The sequence below is a fragment of the Neptuniibacter sp. QD48_55 genome (assembly GCF_047778115.1).
Lineage (GTDB): Bacteria > Pseudomonadota > Gammaproteobacteria > Pseudomonadales > Balneatricaceae > Neptuniibacter.
The window spans coordinates 3,088,728-3,110,042 of record NZ_CP180555.1 but is presented as its reverse complement, the minus strand read 5'-3'; the positions used below and the strand labels follow the sequence as shown (position 1 = coordinate 3,110,042).

The window sequence follows — 21,315 nt, the reverse complement described above, 5'->3', positions numbered from 1 at the left end:
CAGCAATGAACGTACAAGAATATATGATTCAGCTAGGTGAAAATGCCCGTGCAGCGGCGCGCCTAGTCGCTAAAGCAGACACTAACCTAAAAAATCAGGCGTTGTTGGCAATGGCTGATGCTATCGATAGTAGCCGACCGGCACTGCGTGAAGCGAATGCAAAAGACTTAGACAATGGTCGTTCAAACGGTTTGGACGATGCCATGTTAGATCGCCTTGAGCTAACAGATGCTCGTATCGATACTATGATCGAGGGTCTACGTCAGGTTGCAGCTTTACCAGATCCAGTAGGCGCGATCACTGATCTTAAATACCTACCGAGTGGTATCCAGGTAGGTAAAATGCGTGTGCCGCTAGGCGTGATCGGTATTATTTATGAGTCTCGTCCAAACGTAACCGTTGAAGCAGCGAGTCTGTGTCTAAAATCCGGTAATGCGACGATTCTTCGTGGTGGCTCTGAAGCGATTCATTCCAACCAAGCGGTAGCCGAGTGCATCCGTAAGGGTTTGAGTGCAGCGGGCTTACCAGAAAATGCAGTACAAGTTGTTGAAACGACTGACCGTGAAGCGGTGGGTCAGATGATTACAATGCCAGAATACGTGGATGTGATTGTTCCACGTGGTGGTAAAGGCTTGATCGAGCGTATCAGCCGCGATGCGAAAGTGACGGTAATTAAGCACTTGGACGGCATCTGCCATGTTTATATTGATGAACAGGCGGATAAAGGCAAAGCAGTGAACGTTGCTTTAAATGCTAAAACACACCGTTACGGCACTTGTAACACTATGGAAACGCTATTGGTGCATGCCAATATTGCAGCTGAAGTACTGCCAGAGCTAGCGGAGCGCTATCAGGCTGTAGGTGTTGAACTGCGTGGTTGTGAGCGTACTAAGGCTTTGTTGCCATTCGTTAATGATGCGACAGAAGAAGATTGGGTAACCGAATACCTAGCACCAGTTTTGGCAATCAAGTTGGTGGACGATATGGATGAAGCGATTCGTCATATCAACCGTTACGGTTCACACCATACAGATTCGATCATTACTGAAAACTACACTAAGTCACGCGCTTTCTTGCGTGAAGTAGATTCTAGTTCGGTAATGGTTAATGCCTCAACCCGTTTTGCGGATGGCTTTGAGTACGGTCTAGGTGCTGAAATCGGCATCTCTACTGATAAGATCCACGCGCGCGGGCCGGTAGGTTTGGATGGATTGACCTCCGAGAAGTACGTTGTACTAGGTGATGGTCACATCCGTCAGTAATTTAGATTATGAAAGCGAACGCTTTTGCTTTTATGGGTGGGACCTTTGATCCCATCCATAATGGCCATCTGAGAACGGCTCTGGAATTACAGCATTGGTTAGGTGTGGATCAGCTATGTTTGATCCCCTCTAAAACCCCCGTGCACAGAGTGACTCCAGGTCGAACCTCTGAACAACGTTTAGAGATGGTGAAGTTGGCGGTAGCCGATGAGCCAAGTTTATGTGCTGATGATCGAGAAATCAGTTCTGAACAGCCTTCTTATTCACTCCTGACATTGCAGGGATTACGTTCTGAATTAGGTGATCAATGCCCAATCTTTATGATTATGGGTATGGATTCTTATATGACGTTACCCAGCTGGTATGAATGGGATAAGTTTACCGATTACTGCCATATCGTTGTAGTAAAACGGCCCGGTTACGATCTGCCTACAGAGGGTGAGATCAAAGAATTTACAGATGAGCATAAAGCTCAAAACTTGGAACAGACGATGGCGCTCCCGGCGGGCAAAGTGCTGTTTCATGAGCTGACTCCCTTAGGGATATCAGCAACGCAGATCCGCGAAACCATAGCGCAGGGCTTGTCGCCTCGTTATCTGTTTCCTGATGGGGTCTGGCAATATATTCAAGATAACCGTTTATACGGTTTAACTAACTGAAGTGAAATAATGCAAGCTGAAAAAGTTTTAGAACTAGTGCACACAGCACTAGAAGATATGAAGGCCAAAGAAGTTGTCGATCTAGATGTTCGAGGTCGCTCTAGCGTAACGGATTACATGGTTATCGCGAGCGGTACATCTAAGCGTCATGTTGGATCTATCGGCGAAGAAGTGGTTGTTAAGCTGAAAGATGCAGGTGTGATGCCGTTAGGTTCTGAAGGTCAGGGCGTAAGCGACTGGATTCTTGTGGATCTTGGCGATGTGGTTGTTCATGTAATGATGCCAGATGCGCGGGACTTCTATGATCTAGAACGCCTGTGGGGCGTTGACGCAGAAGCGTAGAACTTTTTATGAAAATCCGGATCATAGCTGTGGGTGGCAAGATGCCTTCGTGGGTAAACGAGGGTTATCAGGAATATACCAAGCGCCTACCTGCAGATTTTCAGATTGAGATGATCGAAATTCCGTTAGGGCATCGAGGTAAGGGCAGTGATGTTGCTCGTGCTAAGAAGCAGGAAGGAGATCAGATGTTGGCTGCGATACCTAAAGGCGACCGAATTATCGCTTTGGAAGTGTTAGGTAAAAACTGGTCAACAGAAAAACTGGCGTCACAAGTAGAAGACTGGCGTATGGATGGCCGTAATATCAGTCTACTCATTGGAGGCCCGGATGGTCTGGATAGCCGTTGCTCTACAATGGCAGATCAGAAATGGTCGTTGTCTGCACTGACGTTACCGCATCCGCTTGTGCGGGTGATGTTAGCAGAACAACTTTATCGTGCCTGGACGGTCATTCAGGGACATCCTTACCACAAGTAGAAGAACGCTAGGAATATGGCAGCAGAGCGCCTCAAGGATCACTCGAAAGAAAGCCGAACATTTAAGTTTCGTGCGGCTTTGGCGTTTTTTATCGTGGTCATTATGCTCGGGATTCTACTTGGGCGTATCTATTATCTTCAGGTTATTGAGCACGACCGTTATGTGGCGATGTCGGAAGACAACCGTGTTCAACTTCAGCCAGTACCGCCGACGCGAGGTTTAATCTACGACCGCAACGGGGTGTTGTTAGCGGATAACCGACCTAGTTACAGTGTCACGCTTCTTAAAGAAGAGGTGAAAGACATTGATAAAACCCTAGTCGATCTGCAAGCACTGATCCCCATTACCGATCGTGAAGTTGAGCGTTTCAAAAAACGTCTAAAACAGCGTCGCCGCCCCTTCCAATCGGTGCCTGTGCGCTTCCGTTTAACGGAAGAAGAGATCGCGAAAATATCGGTTAATTACCATCGCTTACCGGGTGTGCGAGTCGAAGCCGAGCTAATCCGTTACTACCCCTATGGTGAGTCTTTAGTTCACGCCATGGGTTATGTTGGTCGGATCAATGAGAAAGAGCTGAAACGAGTTGATCAGGATAACTACGCGGCAACCCACTATATCGGCAAGCTCGGTATAGAAAAATTCTATGAAGATCAGTTGCATGGTGAGGTGGGTTTCCAAAAAGTAGAAACCAATGCTCGTGGTCGAGTGATGCGTATTCTGGAGCGGACGGATCCTAAACCGGGTAAAGATCTAGTACTTCATCTGGATCTAAGGCTGCAACAGATCACTGAAAAACTATTGGAAGGTCGACGCGCGTCGGTTGTGGCGATGGACCCGAAAACCGGTGGTATCCTAACCTTAGTTTCTACCCCTGCTTACGATCCGAACCTGTTCGTGACGGGTATCTCATCGAAGGATTATTCGGCATTAAGGGAATCGAGAGATCTGCCGTTGTTTAACCGCGCCATCCGCGGTGGTTATCCTCCCGGCTCGACCATTAAGCAGATTGTTGCTTTAGCCGCGATCGATACAGGTGTAGTAAAACCATCCTATAGAGTCTTTGATCCAGGTTTTTACCAAATCACCCGTGGTGGGCGTCAATATAGGGATTGGAAAAGAACGGGCCATGGTTGGGTCGATATGTATGATTCTCTGGCACAATCTTGTGACGTTTGGTATTACGATGTTGCCCATAAAATGGGTGTAGATCCGATGTCCGATTACTTGGGTAAGTTTGGTTTTGGCCAAGTAACGAGTTTAGACCTTCCAGAGGCAATCGGAGCGATCTTGCCTTCGCGTGAGTGGAAGAAGCGTGCACGTAAAACACCTTGGTATACCGGTGACTCGCTTAATATGAGTATTGGTCAGGGTTTCTTCGTTGCAACGCCATTGCAGTTAGCCACCGCTACGGCGGTTGTTGCCAATCGTGGTACTTGGCACTCACCACGAATGTTGCAAGGCATTAAAGAAGCTAAAGAAGGTGAAGAGACAAGTTTATACATGCCAGATATAGCGGGGGTAAAACGTCCGTTACCTGATGTAGTGTTAAATAACGATAAGCATTGGGATGACATTATCAAAGGTATGCGTGAAGTTATGCATGGAAAGCGCGGTACAGCACGTAGCTCTGGTGCTAATTCAGCTTATGAAATTGCTGGTAAAACCGGTACAGCTCAGGTCGTCGGTATCAAACAGGATGAAGAGTACGATGCTGAAAAGCTGGCGGAAATTCACCGTGACCACGCCTTGTTTGTAGCATTTGCACCTATTGACGACCCGAAGATCGCGATCTCGGTGATTGTTGAAAACGGCGGCGGTGGTTCCAGTACAGCTGCACCAATAGCGCGTCAGGTCATGGATGCCTACCTTCTCGGTATAGATCCTTTTGCTGAAGAGAAAGAGCCGGAGGTTGCAGTACGATGATGGGGCGTGAGTTTGAGCGCTATATGCCAGAGGCGCATGATCATCTGCGTCAACGTCCAAGCTTGTGGAGTTACACTAACCTAGACGGTTGGCTGTTATTGCTTCTGCTTGCTCTGTGCGGTTTTGGTTTATTTATCCTTTACAGCGCTTCAGGCCAAGATATGGGTTATGTCACCCGTCAGGCCATCCGTATGGGTGTAGGTTTTTTTGTCATGATTGTCTTGGCACAGTTTACCCCGAGATTCCTTGGACGGTGGGCGCCCGCGCTTTACTTGATTGGGGTCGCTCTACTGGTGTGCGTAATTCTCTTTGGTGTCGGTGCTAAAGGGGCGCAGCGTTGGATCGCCTTACCTGGCTTCAGATTCCAGCCTTCGGAAATCATGAAGTTAGTTCTACCGCTGACTGTAGCTTTTTACTTGGCCCATAGGCCGCTTCCACCGCGTGTTAAGCATATATTTATCAGCCTTATGCTGGTGGGTATTCCAACCGTGCTGATTATGAAACAGCCGGATTTAGGTACTTCATTATTGATCGCCTCATCGGGTGTGTTTGTATTGCTTCTTTCAGGGATTCTGTGGCGCTATATCTTTGCTGCATTAGGTTTGGCAGCAGCTGCACTACCTGGGTTATGGATGGTGATGAAGGACTATCAGAAACAAAGGGTATTAACCTTCCTTGATCCAGAAAGTGACCCGCTGGGCTCTGGCTGGAACATTATTCAATCAAAAACAGCGATTGGATCGGGTGGTATTTCAGGTAAGGGTTGGTTAAGCGGGACTCAGTCACAGTTAGACTTCTTACCAGAGTCTCATACTGACTTTATCATCGCGGTTGTGGCTGAGGAGATGGGGTTAATCGGTGTTCTCATACTGTTAACCCTGTATCTGTTAATTATTGCGCGTGGCTTGGTGATAGCTGCTCGTGCGCCTGATAGTTTTGGTCGATTATTGGCCGGTAGTCTGATTTTAACTTTCTTTGTTTATGTTTTTGTAAATATAGGCATGGTAAGTGGTTTGCTGCCAGTGGTAGGTGTACCTTTGCCATTAGTGAGTTACGGTGGTACATCGATTGTGACCCTGATGGCAGGATTTGGCATTATTATGTCGGTGCATAGTTATCGCACCATGTTGTTAAAGTAGAAGTGTGTCGGCGTTATTTTTAATAGACCGATGTTTTGGGTGTTATTTATGTTGTACGTGTTTAAGGGAGCTTTTCAGGTATGAAGTCTAAATTTCTTGTATCAACGGCGGTCGCAGCGGGTGTTTTGCTGACAGGCTGTATAGCTGCGGAAAAACCAGCTGAGCCAACAGCGGTTAAATCTGAAACTGCAGCCAAAGAAGTAGCAGTGGTTAAGCAGGAAGCTAAAGCGGAAGTTAAAGCGGTTGAAAAGCCAAAAGCTACAACCACGAAACGTATGACTCAGGAAGAGGTGTTGGCGGCTGTACGCGGTGGCTCTTACGCGGATTATCCACGTGCACAGCAGTTTATCGAAGAGATGAAAGCCGAAGGCTTTAAAGAAGCTTACCTGCGTGATGTGTTAGGTAAAGCGGAACGTCAAACCTCTATTTTGAAAGCGATCTCCCGACCTGCAGAAGGCACCTTGAATTGGGGGCAGTACCGCAACATCTTCCTTAAAGAGAAGCGTATTAACCAAGGTGTTCAGTTTTGGCAGGAAAACCGTCAGGCGCTAATGGATGCGGAAAAAGCCTACGGTGTTCCGGCGGAAATTATTGTTTCGATTATCGGTGTTGAAACGCGCTACGGCCGTATCACTGGTAGTTATCGTGTATTAGATGCGCTCGCTACTTTGGGTTTTGATTACCCACGTCGCAGCGAATTCTTCCTTGGTCAGCTAAAAGAATACCTTTTGTTAGTACGTGAAGAGCAGGTGGAGATTACTTCGCTGAAAGGCTCTTATGCAGGTGCTATGGGTTATGGTCAGTTCATCCCGTCTAGCTATCGTAACTTTGCTATCGATTTTGATGAAGATGGTAAACGTGATATCTGGAAGAATAAACGTGATGCGATTGGCAGTGTAGCTAACTACTTTGCTGAGCATAAATGGAAGCCGGGTGAGCCTGTGATTAGCTCTGTGTCTTTCCAAAAGGAAAGAGAAGAGAGCTGGTATAGCGTTGGCCGTAAAGGTTTAATCCCTAAACACACGCTAGGCGAATGGCAAGCGCGTGGTGTTCAGCCGCAACTGGATCTAGATCCAGAGGGTAAAGCAATCTTGATGCGCTTAGTTATGGGTGAAGATGAGCAGTATTGGTTAGGCCTGCATAACTTCTATGTTATTACCCGTTATAACCATAGTAAGCTATACGCGATGGCTGTATATCGCCTAAGTGAGCAGATTAAAACTGCTTACGAGAAAGCGGAAGCAGGCCAAGTGGCTAAAAAATAATAAATTTAAGAGTAGGCTATGCTGCAAAAAATTGGTCTAGTTCTATTGGCAATTGCTTTGGTCGGCTGTTCTTCAACGAGCAACACGACTAATAGTGGCCGTTATTCAATGCGTCACGATAAAGCACCTGATCGTCCAGTAGATGTATCTCATGTAAAAGATGCGGTGCCAAAAGTAGAACCAAAGAGTCGTGGGGGCAATAAAAGCCCTTATACGGTATTTGGTAAACAGTATTGGGTGATGAATAGTTCGTTGGGTTACAGCGAAACAGGTACAGCATCTTGGTACGGTAAGAAGTTCCATGGCCATAAAACCTCTAATGGTGAGATTTATGACATGTATAAGATGTCTGCTGCGCATAAGTCTTTGCCTATCCCGACTTATCTAAAAGTCACTAACTTGGCGAATAATCGGCAGGTGATTGTTAGGGTGAATGATCGTGGGCCTTTCCACGGCAACCGCATTATTGATCTGTCTTATGCTGCGGCATCGAAGTTAGATATTCTGAAACACGGTACTGGCCAAGTTCGATTAGAAGCTATCGACCCGCGTGCATGGCAGAAATCTGGAGCAGTTGTAGCGGCTACTCCAGAGCCTGTTGCTAATATTGCAGGCCGTTATCTGCAAGTGGGTGCTTACTCCAATAGGGATTCAGCCGAATATGTGGAAAGTCAGCTACGACCACTACTGCCGGAACTTGCGGTATTGATTCGTCCAACGACGACTAATAACCGTACGTTGTACCGTGTCCAGATTGGGCCGTTGAAGCAGGATACTTCGTTGTCTGATTTAACCCAAAAAGTTGAGCAGATGGGGCATAAGAACCCTAGGCTGGTGGACTTCCCTTAAACGCTTGAGTAGAGTTATCCACGGCGTTTAAGTGGACTTTTTAAAACCTAAGAAAATGATGATCTGGCGGGTCTTCATTTCTAAAAATAGATTCTGGAAAACAATGTTTAATAAGGCTTCCCAGTACATAACCGTACTATTTCTGACACTGTTTGCATTTCAAGCGCATGCAGTAGCACGTCTAATACCTGCTGAACCTCAGATTGCAGCAACTGCGTATCTTGTTGTTGATGCCGATACCGGGAAGGTTATTGCGTCTAAAAATGCCGAGAAGGCGTTTGCACCAGCAAGCCTGACAAAAATGATGACGGCCTACATTCTTGAGTATGAGCTAAGCAAAGGGAATGTTGGTGTTGATGACCTTGTGTTGATCAGTGAAAAAGCGTGGCGTACCCAAGGTTCACGTATGTTTATCCGTGAAGGCACTCAGGTTCGCCTAGGCGACTTGATGAAAGGTATTATTATCCAGTCTGGTAACGACGCATCTGTTGCTGTTGCTGAACATATTGCGGGTAGTGAGGCTGCTTTTGCTGATTTAATGAATCAACATGCTGATCTTCTAGGATTACAAAATACCAATTTCCTTAATGCTACTGGCTTGCCAGCTGAAGGTCACAAGTCTTCTGCTGCGGATCTTGCCACGCTAGCTCGAGCAATCATCAATGATTTCCCTGAGCTGTATAGCATCTACTCTGAAAAGTATTTCACCTATAACAAAATACGCCAGCCAAACCGTAACAAGCTACTTTGGCGTGATAAAACTGTAGATGGCATGAAAACAGGTTATACCGATGAGGCTGGTTACTGCTTGGTTGCTTCGGCTAAACGTGACGGTATGCGCCTTATTTCGGTAGTACTGGGAACGAGTGATGAGGAAGCCCGTGCGCGTGAAACTCAGAAACTACTTTCTTATGCTTTCCGTTACTACCGCACACACAAGCTATATGAGAGCAATGTTGTACTGAATACAGCTAAAGTGTGGTCTGGTGTATCTGATCAGCTTCGTATGGGTATCGATGAGTCCCTTACTGTAACAATTCCTCGCGGTCAGGCAGATAAATTACAAGCGACAATGGATGTGGACAAAGTGATCACAGCGCCGATCGAGAAAGGTCAGGAGTTGGGTAAAGTCCGCGTTACTTTAGATGGTGAATTGGTAACTGAAGTACCATTAGTAGCGATGGAAGCCGTGCCAGAAGCAGGCTTATTAAAGCGTATCTGGCATGCCATCCTACTGTTCTTCTCTAGCTTAATTGGCTAAACGCATTTAGCGTAGCCCTTTAAAATTGCACGGATGCCCACATCTATATACGTAGATGTGGGCATTTGCGTTTAGGTGATATGAATACAGTCTATCTGAATGGCGAGTTCATCCCTGAAGAGGAAGCGAAAATATCGGTTTTTGACCGTGGCTTTCTGTTTGGGGACAGTGTTTATGAGGTGATTCCGTACTATCAGGGGATAGGGTTTCGTCTACAGGAGCATGTGGATCGTTTAGAGCATAGTTTGCGCGCAGTACGGATCAAAAGTGACTGCGATTGGGTTGCCATCATGAATCAGCTAGTTGAGCTGAATGGGGGCGGCAATCTATCGGTATATCTTCAGGTCACACGGGGAAGTGCTGGTAAACGTAGCCATGCTTACGATGATAGTTTAGAACCGACCATTTTTGCCTGTTGCTCGCCGATCAAAGATATCTGGCAAGCGGGCTGTGATGATGTGGTGCCTTTAAAAGCGATTGTTACAGAAGATCTACGCTGGCATCGCTGCGATATTAAATCGACCTGTTTGCTGCCAAATATACTTGTGTTACAGCAGGCCAAAGATGAAGGGGTGGATGAGGCGCTGTTTTCTCGCGATGATAGATTAACAGAGGGCTCAGCCTGTAATCTATTTTTGGTGAAACGTGGAGTTCTTTATACCCCTAAGCGCAGCTCAGAGATTTTAGGTGGCATCACACGAGAACTTATTCTCGAATTGTCAGACCAGTATGCGATCCAATATCAGGAGATTGATATTGATTATGATAAGTTATTGGCTGCGGATGAAGTTTGGGTGTCCAGTTCCACCCGAGGTATAGTGCCTATAATTGAGGTTGATGGCCATCAGATCGGTGATGGCCAGAAAGGTCCGGTTTGGCGGAAAATTTTTGAAAAGTTTTCTGAGTATCAACGCCAGTTGATGACCGGTAAGCCAACAGAGAATTAGAAAGAGTTTATGACAGACAAGCAGCAAGAACCGCCAAAGATCGAATTTCCATGTCCTGACTATCCAATTAAAGTCGTTGGGGTAAATAGTGAAGATTTCCGCGGTCACGTTATCGAAATTGTGCAGATTCATGTTCCGGATCTGGATATCTCTCAGGTAACTTTGCAGGATAGCCGTAAAGGCACATTCCAATCCGTGCGGTTTAAAATTACAGCGCAGAGTGTCGAGCAGCTTAAAGCTCTGCATGAAGCGTTAATCGCGTCTGATCGCGTAAAAATGGTGATCTGATGAACCCTGATCAGCTAATTGTCAGGGATTTAGGCTTACAGCCTTACGAACCAACATGGCAGCGGATGCAGAATTTTACTAATGAGCGCGATGACTCAGTAGTGGATGAAATTTGGTCGCTGCAACATGAGCCTGTGTTTACGCAGGGGCAAGCAGGTAAAGAGGAGCACTTGCTGGGTACGGGCGATATCCCGGTTGTTCAGGTGGATCGTGGCGGTCAAGTCACCTATCACGGCCCTGGGCAAGCAATTGTTTATCTACTGCTAAATTTGAAACGTAAAAAATTAGGTGTGCGTGAGCTGGTTTCAATTATGGAAGAATCTGTGGTTGAAACAGTCCAGTCCTATGGCATAGACGCTTACGCTAAGCCGGATGCGCCCGGCGTCTATGTAGATAACAGTAAAATTGCATCCTTAGGTCTTAGGGTTCGCCGAGGTTGCTCTTTCCATGGTTTGGCACTTAACCTTGCTATGGATTTAGAACCCTTTTTAAGAATAAACCCATGTGGCTATGCCGGTATGGCGATGACACAACTTGACGCGTTAACTTCTGACCTTGATCAGGTTGAGGCAACGCAGCGTCTTCTGGATATCCTTATTACCAAGCTAGGGTATAAAGAAGTCACTCGACAAACTACTCTGGATTAAGCCTAGATGTCATTAGATAACAATAACGAAGTAAAGAAGAAGCGGGTAGAGCAGGGCGTTAAATTGCGTGGCGCCGACAAAGTTGATCGAATACCAATTAAGGTAATTCCAACTGAGAAAGAAGATATGCCACGTAAGCCGGATTGGCTACGTGTGCGAATGGGATCCAGTGCAAAAGTGGACAGTATCAAACAGAAGCTACGTAAGCATAAGCTCGCGTCTGTTTGTGAAGAGGCAAGCTGCCCTAATTTAGGCGAATGCTTTAGCCATGGTACAGCGACCTTTATGATTATGGGTGATATCTGTACCCGTCGTTGTCCATTCTGTGACGTAGCTCACGGCCGTCCAAATGCTCTAGACGAGAATGAGCCTAGAGAGATGGCAGAAGCGATCGCGGATATGGAGTTGCGCTATGTCGTAGTCACTTCAGTAGACCGCGATGATCTCCGTGACGGCGGTGCTCAGCACTTTGCTAACTGTGTTAGTGAAACGCGTAAGCGTATTCCGTCTATCGAGATGGAGATCCTAGTACCTGATTTCCGTGGCCGTATGGATATCGCGATCGATATTCTTACAGAAACACCGCCTGATGTGTTTAACCACAATATGGAAACTGTTCCACGCTTATATAAAGCGGTACGTCCTGGTTCTGACTACGAATGGTCTCTACGCTTGTTGAAAAAGTACAAAGCTAAGAACCCAGAAGTACGTACCAAGTCTGGTTTGATGGTAGGCATTGGTGAAACCAATGAAGAGATCATCGAGGTAATGAAAGACCTACGTGCTCATGATGTGGATATGTTAACAATAGGTCAATATCTACAACCAAGCCGTTCACACCTTAAGGTAGAGCGCTTTGTGACGCCTGAGGAGTTTGATGAGTTTAGCCGCATTGCAAAAGAGCTTGGCTTCAAACATGCAGCTTGCGGACCTCTTGTTCGCTCCTCTTATCATGCCGATCTACAAGCGAAGGGTGAAAAGGTAGGTTAATGTCCCTCCTTTAACGTTAAGTTATCCACAAAGGCCGTTTTTAGAACGGCCTTTTTTATTGCTAGTGGCCTAAGGTCATCCCAGCGAAGGCAGGAATCTAGATTAGGTTTTGGTAGTTATAGCTGATATTGGTTCTTAGGTCCGCTGTTCTTATAGCTATTTGTTCTTATCCTTATAACTTAAAAATATATATATTAGAAATATCTAATATTAATGCTGCCTTAGGCGGTAAAGATTAAAACTAAGGTTAATTATGAGTACTAAAACCATCTCTGTGACTGCCACTATGAATGCGGGCTGGGCTATCCACGCGGATATCCGTGACCATAAAGTAACGATCGATCAACCGCAGGCGAGCGGTGGCACTAATGAAGGCCCTACACCACTTGAGTACTTCCTGTTCTCTTTAGCGGGTTGTATCGGCTCAATCGCACGAATTGCTGCGAATCAGGAAAAGATTGAGCTGCGTAGCATGCAGATCCAAGTCGATGGTGATCTGAATCCAATGGGGCTTATGGGCAAAGAAACTGAAGATCGTGTAGGCTTTCAGACGATTAGCGTTCAAGCAAAGATTGATGCTGATCTGAGTGAAACCGAGAAACAAGCGTTCTTAGATAGAGTTTGTGTACGTTGTCCGCTGCACGACAATATCAAGTTGGAAACTGAGGTTCTACATCAATATATCGGGTAGGTTTTTTGGAACGATAACAGTAATTGGCTAAGGGTGATTTTTCATCATTACATAATGTGTGTTGACTATAAAAGAGGGTTAAGACATTTTACTTGGCCCTTTTGAACTCTATTTTTGTAAAAAAGCTTTATCTAGTTCTTTATATAGATCTAAGGATTTATCTGATTCCGTTTTGATATTGTTGTAGAGACTGCTAGCTATAACTCTAATGGCATGTTTTTCATGAGAATTAAGTTCTGGGTAATTATGCTTTTTAAAGTTATCGATAATTCTCTGTCTTCGTGCTTCATATTTGTCAGGTTCCCCGCGATTATCGCAAACCTTAGCGAGATGCTGCTCCCAGTTGCAGTAAGATTTATCTTCTAAGCGTTCCCGTTTATTACATTGTTTGCAGCACGGAATTATATTTCCTGGATGGTGAAGTCCAAATTCAGCGCGATTGAACATTAATACATGTTCAATTTGGAGTTTGTCATTTTTCTCTCCGCAATATCCGCAGCAATTCCTAAAGTCTTCATCTCTAATTGAAAGCCATAGAGCCTTCCCCTTACCGCTACCGGTATTAAAGGAGTGGCCAAGATAATGCTCACCAACTTTTGTAAGAAAGGCTCTAACAGCCGTGTTAGCTGAATCGGATGCAGTGTTATATACGGCCATGAATTTTTAATCTCACAGGAGCATTATTTGGTGATGTGATATGTATTTCGCCTTAGCTTAATTTGAACTGTTTTTCTAACAATCTCAACACCAAAGAATTGTATGCAGTAGAGAGAACACGTTAAGCGATATGAGCTTCTATATGATTTAACTCTTACTATCTGACTCGTTATACTTCCCTTATGATCAAATTCCTAACGCCTCTTATCTTATTCGTGCTATCTGGCTGTGCTCAAAATGTGCAGCCAATAAGCAAACCTACCCAGCTTGATCAAATCACTGTAACTAACCTATCCAATCAAACTTTAACCAGTGTTCGGATCGAAGTTTTATCCACAAGGAGCAAAATTGTTTGTCAGCAGGTGGCTCCAAATGGTTTTTGCGCGTTTCGATTTAAAGCGCGACCTTTACGCGGAGAGACTGCGCTGATCGATTGGCAGATTGGTGATCAGCAGTGGTATGAGTCTATCAGTGCTGAGGATGTGAAAATTTCGCAGGGTTGGCACCAAGTAAAGTTAAACCTGACGCTAACTGCTGATGGTCAGGCTAAAATAATAGCTGTTGAGTCAAATTAAACGCCTTTATCGGGGATGTAATGTTACATAAAACGATGTTTTCCACCCCTGTGGTTCAGCCTTGTTTGCGCTGGTTCTCTCGAACTGTTCTGAAACTGTTGGGCTGGAAGGTTGTGGGTAATATCCCCAAAGAGTTAAAGCAGTGTGTTGTGATTGGTGCTCCCCATACTACAAACTGGGATATGCCGTTTAGCTTGATGGTCGCTTTCTCACTCGATGTTCCTCTCTATTGGGTGGGAAAAGACAGTATCTTTAAATTTCCTTTTGGCGGTTTGATGCGATGGATGGGAGGAATTCCGGTTGATCGAAGCAAGTCGAACAATATGGTTGAAGCAACGGTGCAACAATTTGATCAACATGCCGAACTGCGGATTATGATGTCCCCCGAAGGCACGCGCTCTAAAGTGGATAAATGGAAATCCGGTTTCTACTATATTGCTCATGGGGCAGGTGTGCCGATTTCCTTGGGCTTTATCGATTACAAGCAGAAGAAGGCAGGGGTGCTAGGTAGCTTCGAAACCAGCGGCGATTATGAGGCTGATTTGGCAAAGATTTTTGAACAATATGGGGATTATCTACATCCCACTCAGTAATAAGTTAAAGGGGGCGCTTACTTAGCTGTCATATGTGAATGCTGAAGTTTAACTACATATTGAGCTACAGCATCTGCTTGTTTTTCTGAAAGCTGATCAAAAACCGGCATGCTGTGTTTTTCTTTGTTATAGCCGTATTTGATCATCAAAATAATCTTATACGCTTCCATCGGTTCCTTTCCGGCAAACTTTTCCATATATGCGCCGGGGCCATGCTTGGTATGGCACTCTTTGCAGTAGTAACCATATAGATCCTCTCCAGATTTCATTCGCTCTGGCGGAATCTCTCTGTCGCAACCACTTAGTAGAAGCGCTGTTGTGCATAATAGACTTAAGGCGAGTGAACGCATGGTTATCTATCTCATTGATATCTAACCGCATCATAGCTGATGAAGAGTGGTGAAACTAGCTGTTCTTGAGTGCTTAATTAGGAAGTGCGAGTGCTTGCCCAGAAAGGGTTAGCGAGATTGAAGTCAGCAATAGCCAAGCGTCGCCAACAGCCATGCCCTTAACGATCTTATCTACCTCGGCACATTGCTGCAGAGCTTGGTTGATCTGAGCACTACTAATGCGTTGTGAGGCTTTGCGGGCTAAGGGTTTACGTTTACCCCAGATGCGTTCCCGTTGGCATACCGCATCGAATGATTGGCCGTTGTTTTGTGCTTGTTGGATCGCTGCTAGGGAGCGAAGCTCTTTGGATAAGGCCCAAAGCACTACTGGAGGCTCAGTACCATCTTGTCGTAAAACTTGCAGAATCTTGCAGCAACGAGAGGCTTGGCCTTGTAGGGCTGCGTCTGAAAGGCCGTAGATATCATAGCGGGAGCTATCAGATACGGCGTTGATGACATCGTCGGCGGTAACAACTTGGTTTGGGAACAACAGACTGAGTTTGCTTAGTTCCTGTTTAGCTGCCAATAGGTTGCCTTCAATGCGATCACAAAGCAGCTGAATCGCCTCATCATCTAGTTTTAGCTCGATCTGTGCTGCGCGCTGACGAATCCAGTTGGGTAGTTGCTCAGCTTCTACGGGCCATACTTCAACTATTACCCCCGTGCTATCGATCGCTTTAAACCAAGCGCTCTTTTTAGCGGTGCCATCGAGTTTATCGGCAATAATAAACAGGATGTTATCCGGTGCAGGATTATTGAGGTATTCGCGCAGGATCTCGCTGGATTTCTTATTGAGCTTGCTGCTACCCAGGCGTAGCTCGATAATCTTCTTTTCAGCAAACAGGGAAAGCGCATTGGCACATTCCAGTAGGTATTCCCAGCTGAAACTGCCATCAACATGGAGGACTTCGCGTTCGCTAAAGCCCTGTTGTTGCAGGTGGTGACGAAGAAGATCGCTACTCTCTTCCGAGAGTAGGGGCTCATCACCGGTAATCAAATAAACCGGTGATAACCCTTTTTTTAGATGACCGCTAAGTTGCTCTGGGCGCAGTTTCATACAGGCTTATTGAGCGCTGTTGGTAGCCAGATAGCGGCGAAGAATTGATTGTGCAACGGAATTATAAAGCTCGCGGCGCAATAGCTCTTCTTGTTCTGAGCTCGCAGCAGCGGCGTTTTTATCGTAGGTATAAATACGCTCGCGCTGGATCTTAATATCAGAGGTTATAGGTGTGCCCTGTTGGTCTGCTACTAGCATCACAACTTCTACTGATAGCTCATACTCATCCACATCGGCACTGCTACTGATGGTTGCAGCACGACGTTTGTAGCGATGATTGCTTAGTTGGATTTGATAAGGGGCGCCAGAGACTTCTTTGATACCGTTGAACTTCATGTTCTGGCGTAAGTGCTTGAGCAGCTCACCACTGGCATTGCCTTTTACAATCGTTACTTGCTGCTTGTCTGCAGATACTTCTTGAGCGCCACGCAGCTGAAAACCGCATGCGCTCATGAAGCCACACAAAGTGAGCAACAGAATGATTTTTCCAGTCAATGATTGCCATTGTTTGATCATGATCTGCTCCTTAGTCCGCACTAATTAACCAACTACAATGTTCACTAGACGGCCAGGTACAACAATCTTCTTACGGATTGTCTTATCTGCCATGTGTTTTTGAACATTTTCGTCAGCTAGTGCTGTGTGAAGAACTACATCTTCGTCTGCATCTGCAGCAACGTTGATCTTCGCACGAACTTTACCATTAACCTGTACAACCAGTTGAATGGTGTCTTGAACTAATGCGCTTTCGTCAACCTGTGGCCAAGCCGCAGTTAGAGCGTCGCCTTCGTTACCTAGCTCGATCCAAAGCTGGTGGCTGATATGCGGAACAATTGGGCCTAGTAGCAGTATTGCTGCTTCTAGTGCTTCTTGCATTACCGCGCGACCTTGTTCACTGATATCTACAAACTTAGCGATAGTGTTAGACAGTTCCATCACAGCAGCGATAGCTGTATTGAATGTCTGGCGGCGCTCCATATCGTCAGATACTTTCTGAATCGTTGAGTGAACTTTCAGGCGCAGCTCTTTCTGAACATCAGTTAGGCTATCTTTATCGATCGCAACAGTAGAACCGCCAACTTTTAGATGATCGTGAACTTGTTTCCATAGACGCTTAAGGAAGCGGTGAGCACCTTCAACACCTGTATCAGACCACTCTAGAGACTGCTCTGGTGGTGCTGCGAACATCATAAATAGACGCACCGTATCAGCGCCGTATTTATCGATCATTACTTGTGGATCGATACCGTTGTTCTTGGATTTAGACATCTTAGACATACCGTCATGCTGAAGCGCCTGACCGGTAGTGCGATGAGCTGCGCTAACTACGCGGCCTTTCTCATCGGTTTTGATATCAACGTCGGATGGTGAAACCCAAACTTGGCCACCGTTCTCATCTTCATAGAAGAAGCTGTCAGCCAATACCATGCCTTGGCAAAGTAGGCGCTTGAATGGCTCGTCGCTATCAACCAAACCTTCATCACGCATCAACTTGTGGAAGAAACGAGAGTAAAGTAGATGCAGAATCGCGTGCTCGATACCGCCGATATATTGATCTACTGGTAGCCAGTAGTTCGCTTTCTCTGGCTCAAGCATGGCATTTTCGCTGCTACGAGAAGCATAACGCGCGTAGTACCAAGAGGATTCCATGAACGTATCGAATGTGTCTGTTTCACGTTCAGCAGCACCACCGCATTTCGGGCAGGTTGTGTTGATGAAGCTTTCCATCTTTTTGATTGGAGAGCCGCTACCATCAAACTCCACTTCTGTAGGTAGAACAACTGGAAGCTGATCTTCTGGCACAGGTACTGCACCACAGCTCTTACAGTTGATGACAGGGATTGGAGCACCCCAATAACGCTGACGAGATACACCCCAGTCACGTAGACGGAAGTTAACCGTAACTTTACCTTTGCCTTTTGCTTCTAGGTCAGATGCGATCGCTTTAAAGGCAACGTCGAATTCAAGATCGTCGTAAGCGCCAGAGTTAACCAAAGCGCCTTTTTCTGTGTACGCTTCAACACTTAGATCAACGTCTGTATCGTCTAGTGGGCGGATAACTTGTTTGATATCCAAACCGTACTTAGTTGCGAATTCCCAGTCACGCTGATCGTGGCCTGGAACAGACATAACTGCGCCAGAGCCGTAATCCATCAATACGAAGTTTGCAGTCCAGACAGGTACTTCTTCACCCGTTAGTGGATGAGTGGCAGTGATGCCAAGCGCCATGCCTTTCTTTTCCATCGTTGCCATATCTGCTTCGGCAACTTTAACGTTTTTGCACTCTTCAACAAATGCTGCAAGCTCTGGATTGTTTTCAGCCGCTTTAAGTGCAAGTGGGTGTTGAGCCGCAACGGCAACATAAGTAACACCCATTAGTGTGTCTGGACGTGTTGTGAAGACTTCTAGCTCACCGTAACCGTCAACGTCGAACATTAGTTCAACACCTTCAGAGCGGCCGATCCAGTTCTTCTGCATAGTGCGAACCTGCTCTGGCCATTGATCTAGTTTGTCTAGATCTTCCAGCAGCTGGTCTGCGTAATCTGTGATTTTAAGGAACCACTGAGGGATCTTCTTACGCTCAACTAGCGCACCTGAGCGCCAGCCGCGACCATCGATAACCTGCTCGTTGGCTAGTACGGTTTGGTCAACAGGATCCCAGTTTACTTCAGCTTCTTTTTTGTAAACTAAGCCTTTGTCCATCAACTTCGTGAAGAACCATTGCTCCCAACGGTAGTACTCTGGGTGGCAAGTTGCTAGTTCACGGTTCCAGTCGTAACCAAAGCCCATCTGCTGTAGCTGGTTACGCATGTAATCGATGTTTTCATAAGTCCATTTTGCTGGCGCAACGTTGTTTTTCATCGCTGCGTTTTCTGCAGGAAGACCGAAAGCGTCCCAACCCATTGGTTGAAGTACGTTTTTACCCTGCATGCGCTGGTAACGGGAAACTACATCACCAATGGTGTAGTTACGAACATGGCCCATGTGGAGACGTCCACTTGGGTAAGGGAACATAGACAGGCAGTAGAATTTTTCTTTCTGCAGATCTTCTTCACATTTGAAGCTGTCGTTATCTTGCCAGTGTTTCTGGATGGCTTGTTCAATCTTCTGAGGACGATATTGTTCGTTCATGTTCGTGAATCGTTATGCCTATGATGAAAAACCGGCATCCAATTGACGCCGGTTAATAAAAGTTTGCTAATTGGGGCATAGCATACAATATATACAAGAGGGCAAACAGCATTTCTGCTAAAAACGAGGTGGTTTTATGGGCGCGGATAGCGATAAGAAAACGAAACTGGCTTCAACAGACTATGACAGAGTGCTCCTGCGACTAACTAAGGATCTGAAAACATCAGAAGCTAGATCCTGGGATCTGTTGCAGGAAAAAATTCATGATGCTGTGGAGTTGGAGCTGGCAGCAGAGGATATGACTCGGGATGAGCTGGATCTGCTGAAAGCTTATTTGGCTCGAGACCTTAAAACCTTGGGCTATTATGCTCATGAAACTGGGGCTGGGATTGCTGCTTGGCTCAAATTTGATCTGAATGCTTTAGAGCATGCTTTTGCCGAGCAGCTTAAGTTGATTGCAGATCAAACCCGCATTGGGCAAGAGTTGTTACGAGAGCGTTTAGATCACGGTGAGGATCAGTACATTGCAGGCGAGTTGGCTACAGTAGGGACGTTGCAGTGTTTAAACTGTTCAACCCAGTTTGTTTTAAAGAAAACAGAAAAACTTGAGCCTTGTCAGGCCTGTGGAAAAACGTTCTTTAAGCGAGTTTCTCAACCTTGGCCATAATCGATAGTTTTAACTGAAATCGGGATAGGGATTGTCTTGCAGGGCTAGCTGATGACGCCCTAGCCCGAACAGAGTAAACAGTCCTGCTAAGACTAGGATCGGTAGTGATCCAAACTCCTGAAAAGGCGTCATGCCTTGCATGCTAAAAACTTGTGTTCGTAAAACGCCTGCTTGGAACTGTGGGAGTTGTTCTACGATCTGCCCTTGTGGATCGATAATGCCGGTTAGGCCATTATTGGTTCCTCGGATCAGCCAGCGACCGTTCTCTGCTGCCCTGACACGAGCGATTTGCATATGTTGAGCTGGTGCGATGGATGCACCAAACCAAGTATCGTTAGACACGGTAAGCAATATATCAGCGTTTAACGAGTTCTTTCTAACCAGTTCTGGATAGGCAATTTCGTAGCAGATTGCGGCACTGATCTTTTGGTTCGCAACCGATAGTAAAGGCTGCTCCCCTTGCGGAAGTGCGAAACTCGACATTGGCAAATTAAAGAAATCGAGCAGGCCTCTAACCTGCGTTTCCATCGGCACGTATTCACCAAAGGGCACTAGGCGTTGTTTGTGGTAGATGCCGCTGTCCGTGGTTAGAATCGCTAAACTGTTATGAACTCGATAGCCTTTAGGGTGGCTGTTGTCTCTTGTCGTGCTAGGAAGGCCGCTGATTAATGTCGCTCCATTACTATCAAGATCGCTCAGTAATTCAGCTAACGGCGTAGCTGCATGTTGGAACAGTGCAGGAATGGCTGTTTCAGGCCAGAGCATGAGCTCAGCGTCGATATGAGGTTGAGATAGCTTGATATATTTGGCGAAGATCTCAGGACGATATTCAGGATTCCATTTAATTTGCTGCGGGATATTAGGTTGAACGATTGCGACTTTTAGGGCGTTGTCCGTCGCAATTGTCCATGGATGCATAGATAGCATACTGGCTATCAACGGTAGTGGCAGCAGTAACAAGGGGCGTAGATTTCGACTGCGAATAAATTCGGCCGCAGCAATCGCTGTTGCAAGCATGGCAAAGCTTGCTAGCCATACACCGCCTATAGGTAAAAGATTCTGGAATGGCGTATCTAAAGCTGCGTTACCTAAATATAGCCAAGGGAAACCGGTGAATAGCCAGCTACGAAGCCACTCAAACAGTACCCAGCAGCCAATAAAACTCAGTGCTTGGAAACGGGCAGAGAACAGCTTTTTCCAAACGAATTGCTGTAGCGCAAAGAGAAGGGCTAAGCCAGCTACAAATAGTGCTGTTAAGGTAACGGCGATAGGTAGTGGGGTATGACTGTGCTCATGAATGCTGACAAACACCCAAGAGGCGCCGGTTCCAAAGAAACCTAGACCAAAAATATAACCAAGCCAACTGCTTTGCTTTACCGAACGGTTTCGGCTGCATAGATACAGAATAGCTGGAGGCAGTAGGGCTAAATAGGGTGTATTAAATGGTGCTAAGGAGGGGGCAATTAATGCCCCTGCAAGCAAAACGAGTAGCAGTTGCAGAGGCAT

Annotated in this window: 23 protein-coding genes; 17 read left to right on the top strand and 6 right to left on the bottom strand. The window is 46.0% G+C overall.

Annotated elements, in window-relative coordinates; all coding sequences use genetic code 11:
- Window positions 1-5 precede the first annotated feature (5 nt).
- The 14 genes from ACMXYW_RS14540 to ACMXYW_RS14475 all read left to right on the top strand — a co-directional run bounded on the left by ACMXYW_RS14540 (window position 6) and on the right by ACMXYW_RS14475 (window position 12,739).
- A complete protein-coding gene (locus ACMXYW_RS14540; protein ID WP_415904523.1) occupies window positions 6-1,262 on the top strand; it encodes a glutamate-5-semialdehyde dehydrogenase in 1,257 nt (418 codons plus the stop codon).
- A gap of 8 nt (window positions 1,263-1,270) precedes the next feature.
- Entirely contained in the window at window positions 1,271-1,921 is a 651-nt protein-coding gene (gene nadD / locus ACMXYW_RS14535) for a nicotinate-nucleotide adenylyltransferase (RefSeq protein ID WP_415904522.1), read from the top strand.
- Between the two features lie 9 nt (window positions 1,922-1,930).
- On the top strand, window positions 1,931-2,263 hold the full coding sequence (gene rsfS / locus ACMXYW_RS14530; RefSeq protein ID WP_415904521.1) for a ribosome silencing factor: 333 nt from the start codon (window positions 1,931-1,933) through the stop codon (window positions 2,261-2,263).
- A gap of 8 nt (window positions 2,264-2,271) precedes the next feature.
- Window positions 2,272-2,739 (top strand): 23S rRNA (pseudouridine(1915)-N(3))-methyltransferase RlmH, encoded by a 468-nt coding sequence (gene rlmH / locus ACMXYW_RS14525; protein ID WP_415904520.1) that lies wholly within the window; start codon window positions 2,272-2,274, stop codon window positions 2,737-2,739.
- Between the two features lie 15 nt (window positions 2,740-2,754).
- Window positions 2,755-4,662: a penicillin-binding protein 2 gene (gene mrdA, locus ACMXYW_RS14520; protein ID WP_415899272.1), complete on the top strand. Its 1,908-nt coding sequence runs from the start codon at window positions 2,755-2,757 to the stop codon at window positions 4,660-4,662.
- A complete protein-coding gene (gene rodA / locus ACMXYW_RS14515; protein WP_415898263.1) occupies window positions 4,662-5,801 on the top strand; it encodes a rod shape-determining protein RodA in 1,140 nt (379 codons plus the stop codon). Before mrdA ends, rodA begins: the two co-directional genes overlap by 1 nt.
- A gap of 80 nt (window positions 5,802-5,881) precedes the next feature.
- Window positions 5,882-7,066, top strand: a complete 1,185-nt coding sequence (gene mltB / locus ACMXYW_RS14510; RefSeq protein WP_415904519.1) for a lytic murein transglycosylase B — start codon at window positions 5,882-5,884, stop codon at window positions 7,064-7,066.
- An 18-nt stretch (window positions 7,067-7,084) separates the two neighbouring features.
- Window positions 7,085-7,915: a septal ring lytic transglycosylase RlpA family protein gene (locus ACMXYW_RS14505; RefSeq protein ID WP_415899270.1), complete on the top strand. Its 831-nt coding sequence runs from the start codon at window positions 7,085-7,087 to the stop codon at window positions 7,913-7,915.
- Between the two features lie 103 nt (window positions 7,916-8,018).
- A complete protein-coding gene (locus ACMXYW_RS14500; protein ID WP_415899269.1) occupies window positions 8,019-9,176 on the top strand; it encodes a D-alanyl-D-alanine carboxypeptidase family protein in 1,158 nt (385 codons plus the stop codon).
- Window positions 9,177-9,256: 80 nt separating this feature from the next.
- Entirely contained in the window at window positions 9,257-10,123 is an 867-nt protein-coding gene (locus ACMXYW_RS14495; protein ID WP_415899268.1) for an aminotransferase class IV, read from the top strand.
- A gap of 9 nt (window positions 10,124-10,132) precedes the next feature.
- A complete protein-coding gene (locus tag ACMXYW_RS14490) occupies window positions 10,133-10,411 on the top strand; it encodes a YbeD family protein (protein ID WP_415882505.1) in 279 nt (92 codons plus the stop codon).
- A complete protein-coding gene (gene lipB / locus ACMXYW_RS14485; protein ID WP_415899267.1) occupies window positions 10,411-11,058 on the top strand; it encodes a lipoyl(octanoyl) transferase LipB in 648 nt (215 codons plus the stop codon). The genes ACMXYW_RS14490 and lipB overlap by 1 nt, the downstream gene beginning before the upstream one ends.
- Window positions 11,059-11,064: 6 nt before the next feature.
- Complete coding sequence (gene lipA, locus ACMXYW_RS14480; protein ID WP_415899266.1) at window positions 11,065-12,048, top strand: lipoyl synthase; 984 nt, start codon at window positions 11,065-11,067, stop codon at window positions 12,046-12,048.
- Window positions 12,049-12,301: 253 nt separating this feature from the next.
- Window positions 12,302-12,739, top strand: coding sequence for an OsmC family protein (locus ACMXYW_RS14475; protein WP_415885891.1), 438 nt, complete (start codon window positions 12,302-12,304; stop codon window positions 12,737-12,739).
- A gap of 108 nt (window positions 12,740-12,847) precedes the next feature.
- Here ACMXYW_RS14475 and ACMXYW_RS14470 read toward each other — a convergent pair whose 3' ends face one another.
- Window positions 12,848-13,396 carry an HNH endonuclease gene (locus ACMXYW_RS14470; protein ID WP_415899264.1) on the bottom strand — a complete coding sequence of 183 codons (549 nt, stop codon included), beginning with the start codon at window positions 13,394-13,396 and terminating at the stop codon, window positions 12,848-12,850.
- Window positions 13,397-13,635: 239 nt separating this feature from the next.
- Here ACMXYW_RS14470 and ACMXYW_RS14465 point away from each other — a divergent pair, with 239 nt between their 5' ends.
- Window positions 13,636-13,971: a hypothetical protein gene (locus ACMXYW_RS14465; protein ID WP_415904518.1), complete on the top strand. Its 336-nt coding sequence runs from the start codon at window positions 13,636-13,638 to the stop codon at window positions 13,969-13,971.
- A 20-nt stretch (window positions 13,972-13,991) separates the two neighbouring features.
- Window positions 13,992-14,564: a lysophospholipid acyltransferase family protein gene (locus tag ACMXYW_RS14460; RefSeq protein WP_415904517.1), complete on the top strand. Its 573-nt coding sequence runs from the start codon at window positions 13,992-13,994 to the stop codon at window positions 14,562-14,564.
- A 17-nt stretch (window positions 14,565-14,581) separates the two neighbouring features.
- On the opposite strand, the gene ACMXYW_RS14455 is transcribed toward ACMXYW_RS14460, so the two are convergent.
- The 4 genes from ACMXYW_RS14455 to leuS all read right to left on the bottom strand — a co-directional run bounded on the left by ACMXYW_RS14455 (window position 14,582) and on the right by leuS (window position 19,142).
- On the bottom strand, window positions 14,582-14,914 hold the full coding sequence (locus tag ACMXYW_RS14455; protein ID WP_415899262.1) for a c-type cytochrome: 333 nt from the start codon (window positions 14,912-14,914) through the stop codon (window positions 14,582-14,584).
- Window positions 14,915-14,987: 73 nt separating this feature from the next.
- Window positions 14,988-16,010, bottom strand: a complete 1,023-nt coding sequence (gene holA, locus ACMXYW_RS14450) for a DNA polymerase III subunit delta (protein ID WP_415899261.1) — start codon at window positions 16,008-16,010, stop codon at window positions 14,988-14,990.
- Window positions 16,011-16,016: 6 nt separating this feature from the next.
- Window positions 16,017-16,526, bottom strand: a complete 510-nt coding sequence (gene lptE, locus ACMXYW_RS14445) for an LPS assembly lipoprotein LptE (protein WP_415899260.1) — start codon at window positions 16,524-16,526, stop codon at window positions 16,017-16,019.
- A gap of 24 nt (window positions 16,527-16,550) precedes the next feature.
- Complete coding sequence (leuS, locus tag ACMXYW_RS14440; protein ID WP_415904516.1) at window positions 16,551-19,142, bottom strand: leucine--tRNA ligase; 2,592 nt, start codon at window positions 19,140-19,142, stop codon at window positions 16,551-16,553.
- Window positions 19,143-19,278: 136 nt separating this feature from the next.
- On the opposite strand from leuS, the gene ACMXYW_RS14435 reads away from it, so the two are divergent.
- Window positions 19,279-19,809, top strand: coding sequence for a zinc ribbon-containing protein (locus ACMXYW_RS14435; RefSeq protein WP_415904515.1), 531 nt, complete (start codon window positions 19,279-19,281; stop codon window positions 19,807-19,809).
- A 9-nt stretch (window positions 19,810-19,818) separates the two neighbouring features.
- Here the strand turns inward: ACMXYW_RS14435 and lnt are convergent, their stop codons facing one another.
- Window positions 19,819-21,315 (bottom strand): apolipoprotein N-acyltransferase, encoded by a 1,497-nt coding sequence (gene lnt / locus ACMXYW_RS14430; protein WP_415904514.1) that lies wholly within the window; start codon window positions 21,313-21,315, stop codon window positions 19,819-19,821.

Coding starts and splice junctions, on each gene's coding strand:
- ACMXYW_RS14495 (WP_415899268.1), top strand. CDS start 9,257: ATGAATACAGTCTATCTGAATGGCGAGTTCATCCCTGAAGAGGAAGCG.
- ACMXYW_RS14435 (WP_415904515.1), top strand. CDS start 19,279: ATGGGCGCGGATAGCGATAAGAAAACGAAACTGGCTTCAACAGACTAT.
- ACMXYW_RS14500 (WP_415899269.1), top strand. CDS start 8,019: ATGTTTAATAAGGCTTCCCAGTACATAACCGTACTATTTCTGACACTG.
- nadD (WP_415904522.1), top strand. CDS start 1,271: ATGAAAGCGAACGCTTTTGCTTTTATGGGTGGGACCTTTGATCCCATC.
- ACMXYW_RS14490 (WP_415882505.1), top strand. CDS start 10,133: ATGACAGACAAGCAGCAAGAACCGCCAAAGATCGAATTTCCATGTCCT.
- ACMXYW_RS14455 (WP_415899262.1), bottom strand. CDS start 14,914: ATGCGTTCACTCGCCTTAAGTCTATTATGCACAACAGCGCTTCTACTA.
- ACMXYW_RS14460 (WP_415904517.1), top strand. CDS start 13,992: ATGTTACATAAAACGATGTTTTCCACCCCTGTGGTTCAGCCTTGTTTG.
- lnt (WP_415904514.1), bottom strand. CDS start 21,315: ATGCCTCTGCAACTGCTACTCGTTTTGCTTGCAGGGGCATTAATTGCC.
- holA (WP_415899261.1), bottom strand. CDS start 16,010: ATGAAACTGCGCCCAGAGCAACTTAGCGGTCATCTAAAAAAAGGGTTA.
- ACMXYW_RS14470 (WP_415899264.1), bottom strand. CDS start 13,396: ATGGCCGTATATAACACTGCATCCGATTCAGCTAACACGGCTGTTAGA.
- lptE (WP_415899260.1), bottom strand. CDS start 16,526: ATGATCAAACAATGGCAATCATTGACTGGAAAAATCATTCTGTTGCTC.
- mltB (WP_415904519.1), top strand. CDS start 5,882: ATGAAGTCTAAATTTCTTGTATCAACGGCGGTCGCAGCGGGTGTTTTG.
- rodA (WP_415898263.1), top strand. CDS start 4,662: ATGGGGCGTGAGTTTGAGCGCTATATGCCAGAGGCGCATGATCATCTG.
- ACMXYW_RS14505 (WP_415899270.1), top strand. CDS start 7,085: ATGCTGCAAAAAATTGGTCTAGTTCTATTGGCAATTGCTTTGGTCGGC.
- ACMXYW_RS14540 (WP_415904523.1), top strand. CDS start 6: ATGAACGTACAAGAATATATGATTCAGCTAGGTGAAAATGCCCGTGCA.
- lipB (WP_415899267.1), top strand. CDS start 10,411: ATGAACCCTGATCAGCTAATTGTCAGGGATTTAGGCTTACAGCCTTAC.
- ACMXYW_RS14475 (WP_415885891.1), top strand. CDS start 12,302: ATGAGTACTAAAACCATCTCTGTGACTGCCACTATGAATGCGGGCTGG.
- mrdA (WP_415899272.1), top strand. CDS start 2,755: ATGGCAGCAGAGCGCCTCAAGGATCACTCGAAAGAAAGCCGAACATTT.
- rsfS (WP_415904521.1), top strand. CDS start 1,931: ATGCAAGCTGAAAAAGTTTTAGAACTAGTGCACACAGCACTAGAAGAT.
- rlmH (WP_415904520.1), top strand. CDS start 2,272: ATGAAAATCCGGATCATAGCTGTGGGTGGCAAGATGCCTTCGTGGGTA.
- lipA (WP_415899266.1), top strand. CDS start 11,065: ATGTCATTAGATAACAATAACGAAGTAAAGAAGAAGCGGGTAGAGCAG.
- leuS (WP_415904516.1), bottom strand. CDS start 19,142: ATGAACGAACAATATCGTCCTCAGAAGATTGAACAAGCCATCCAGAAA.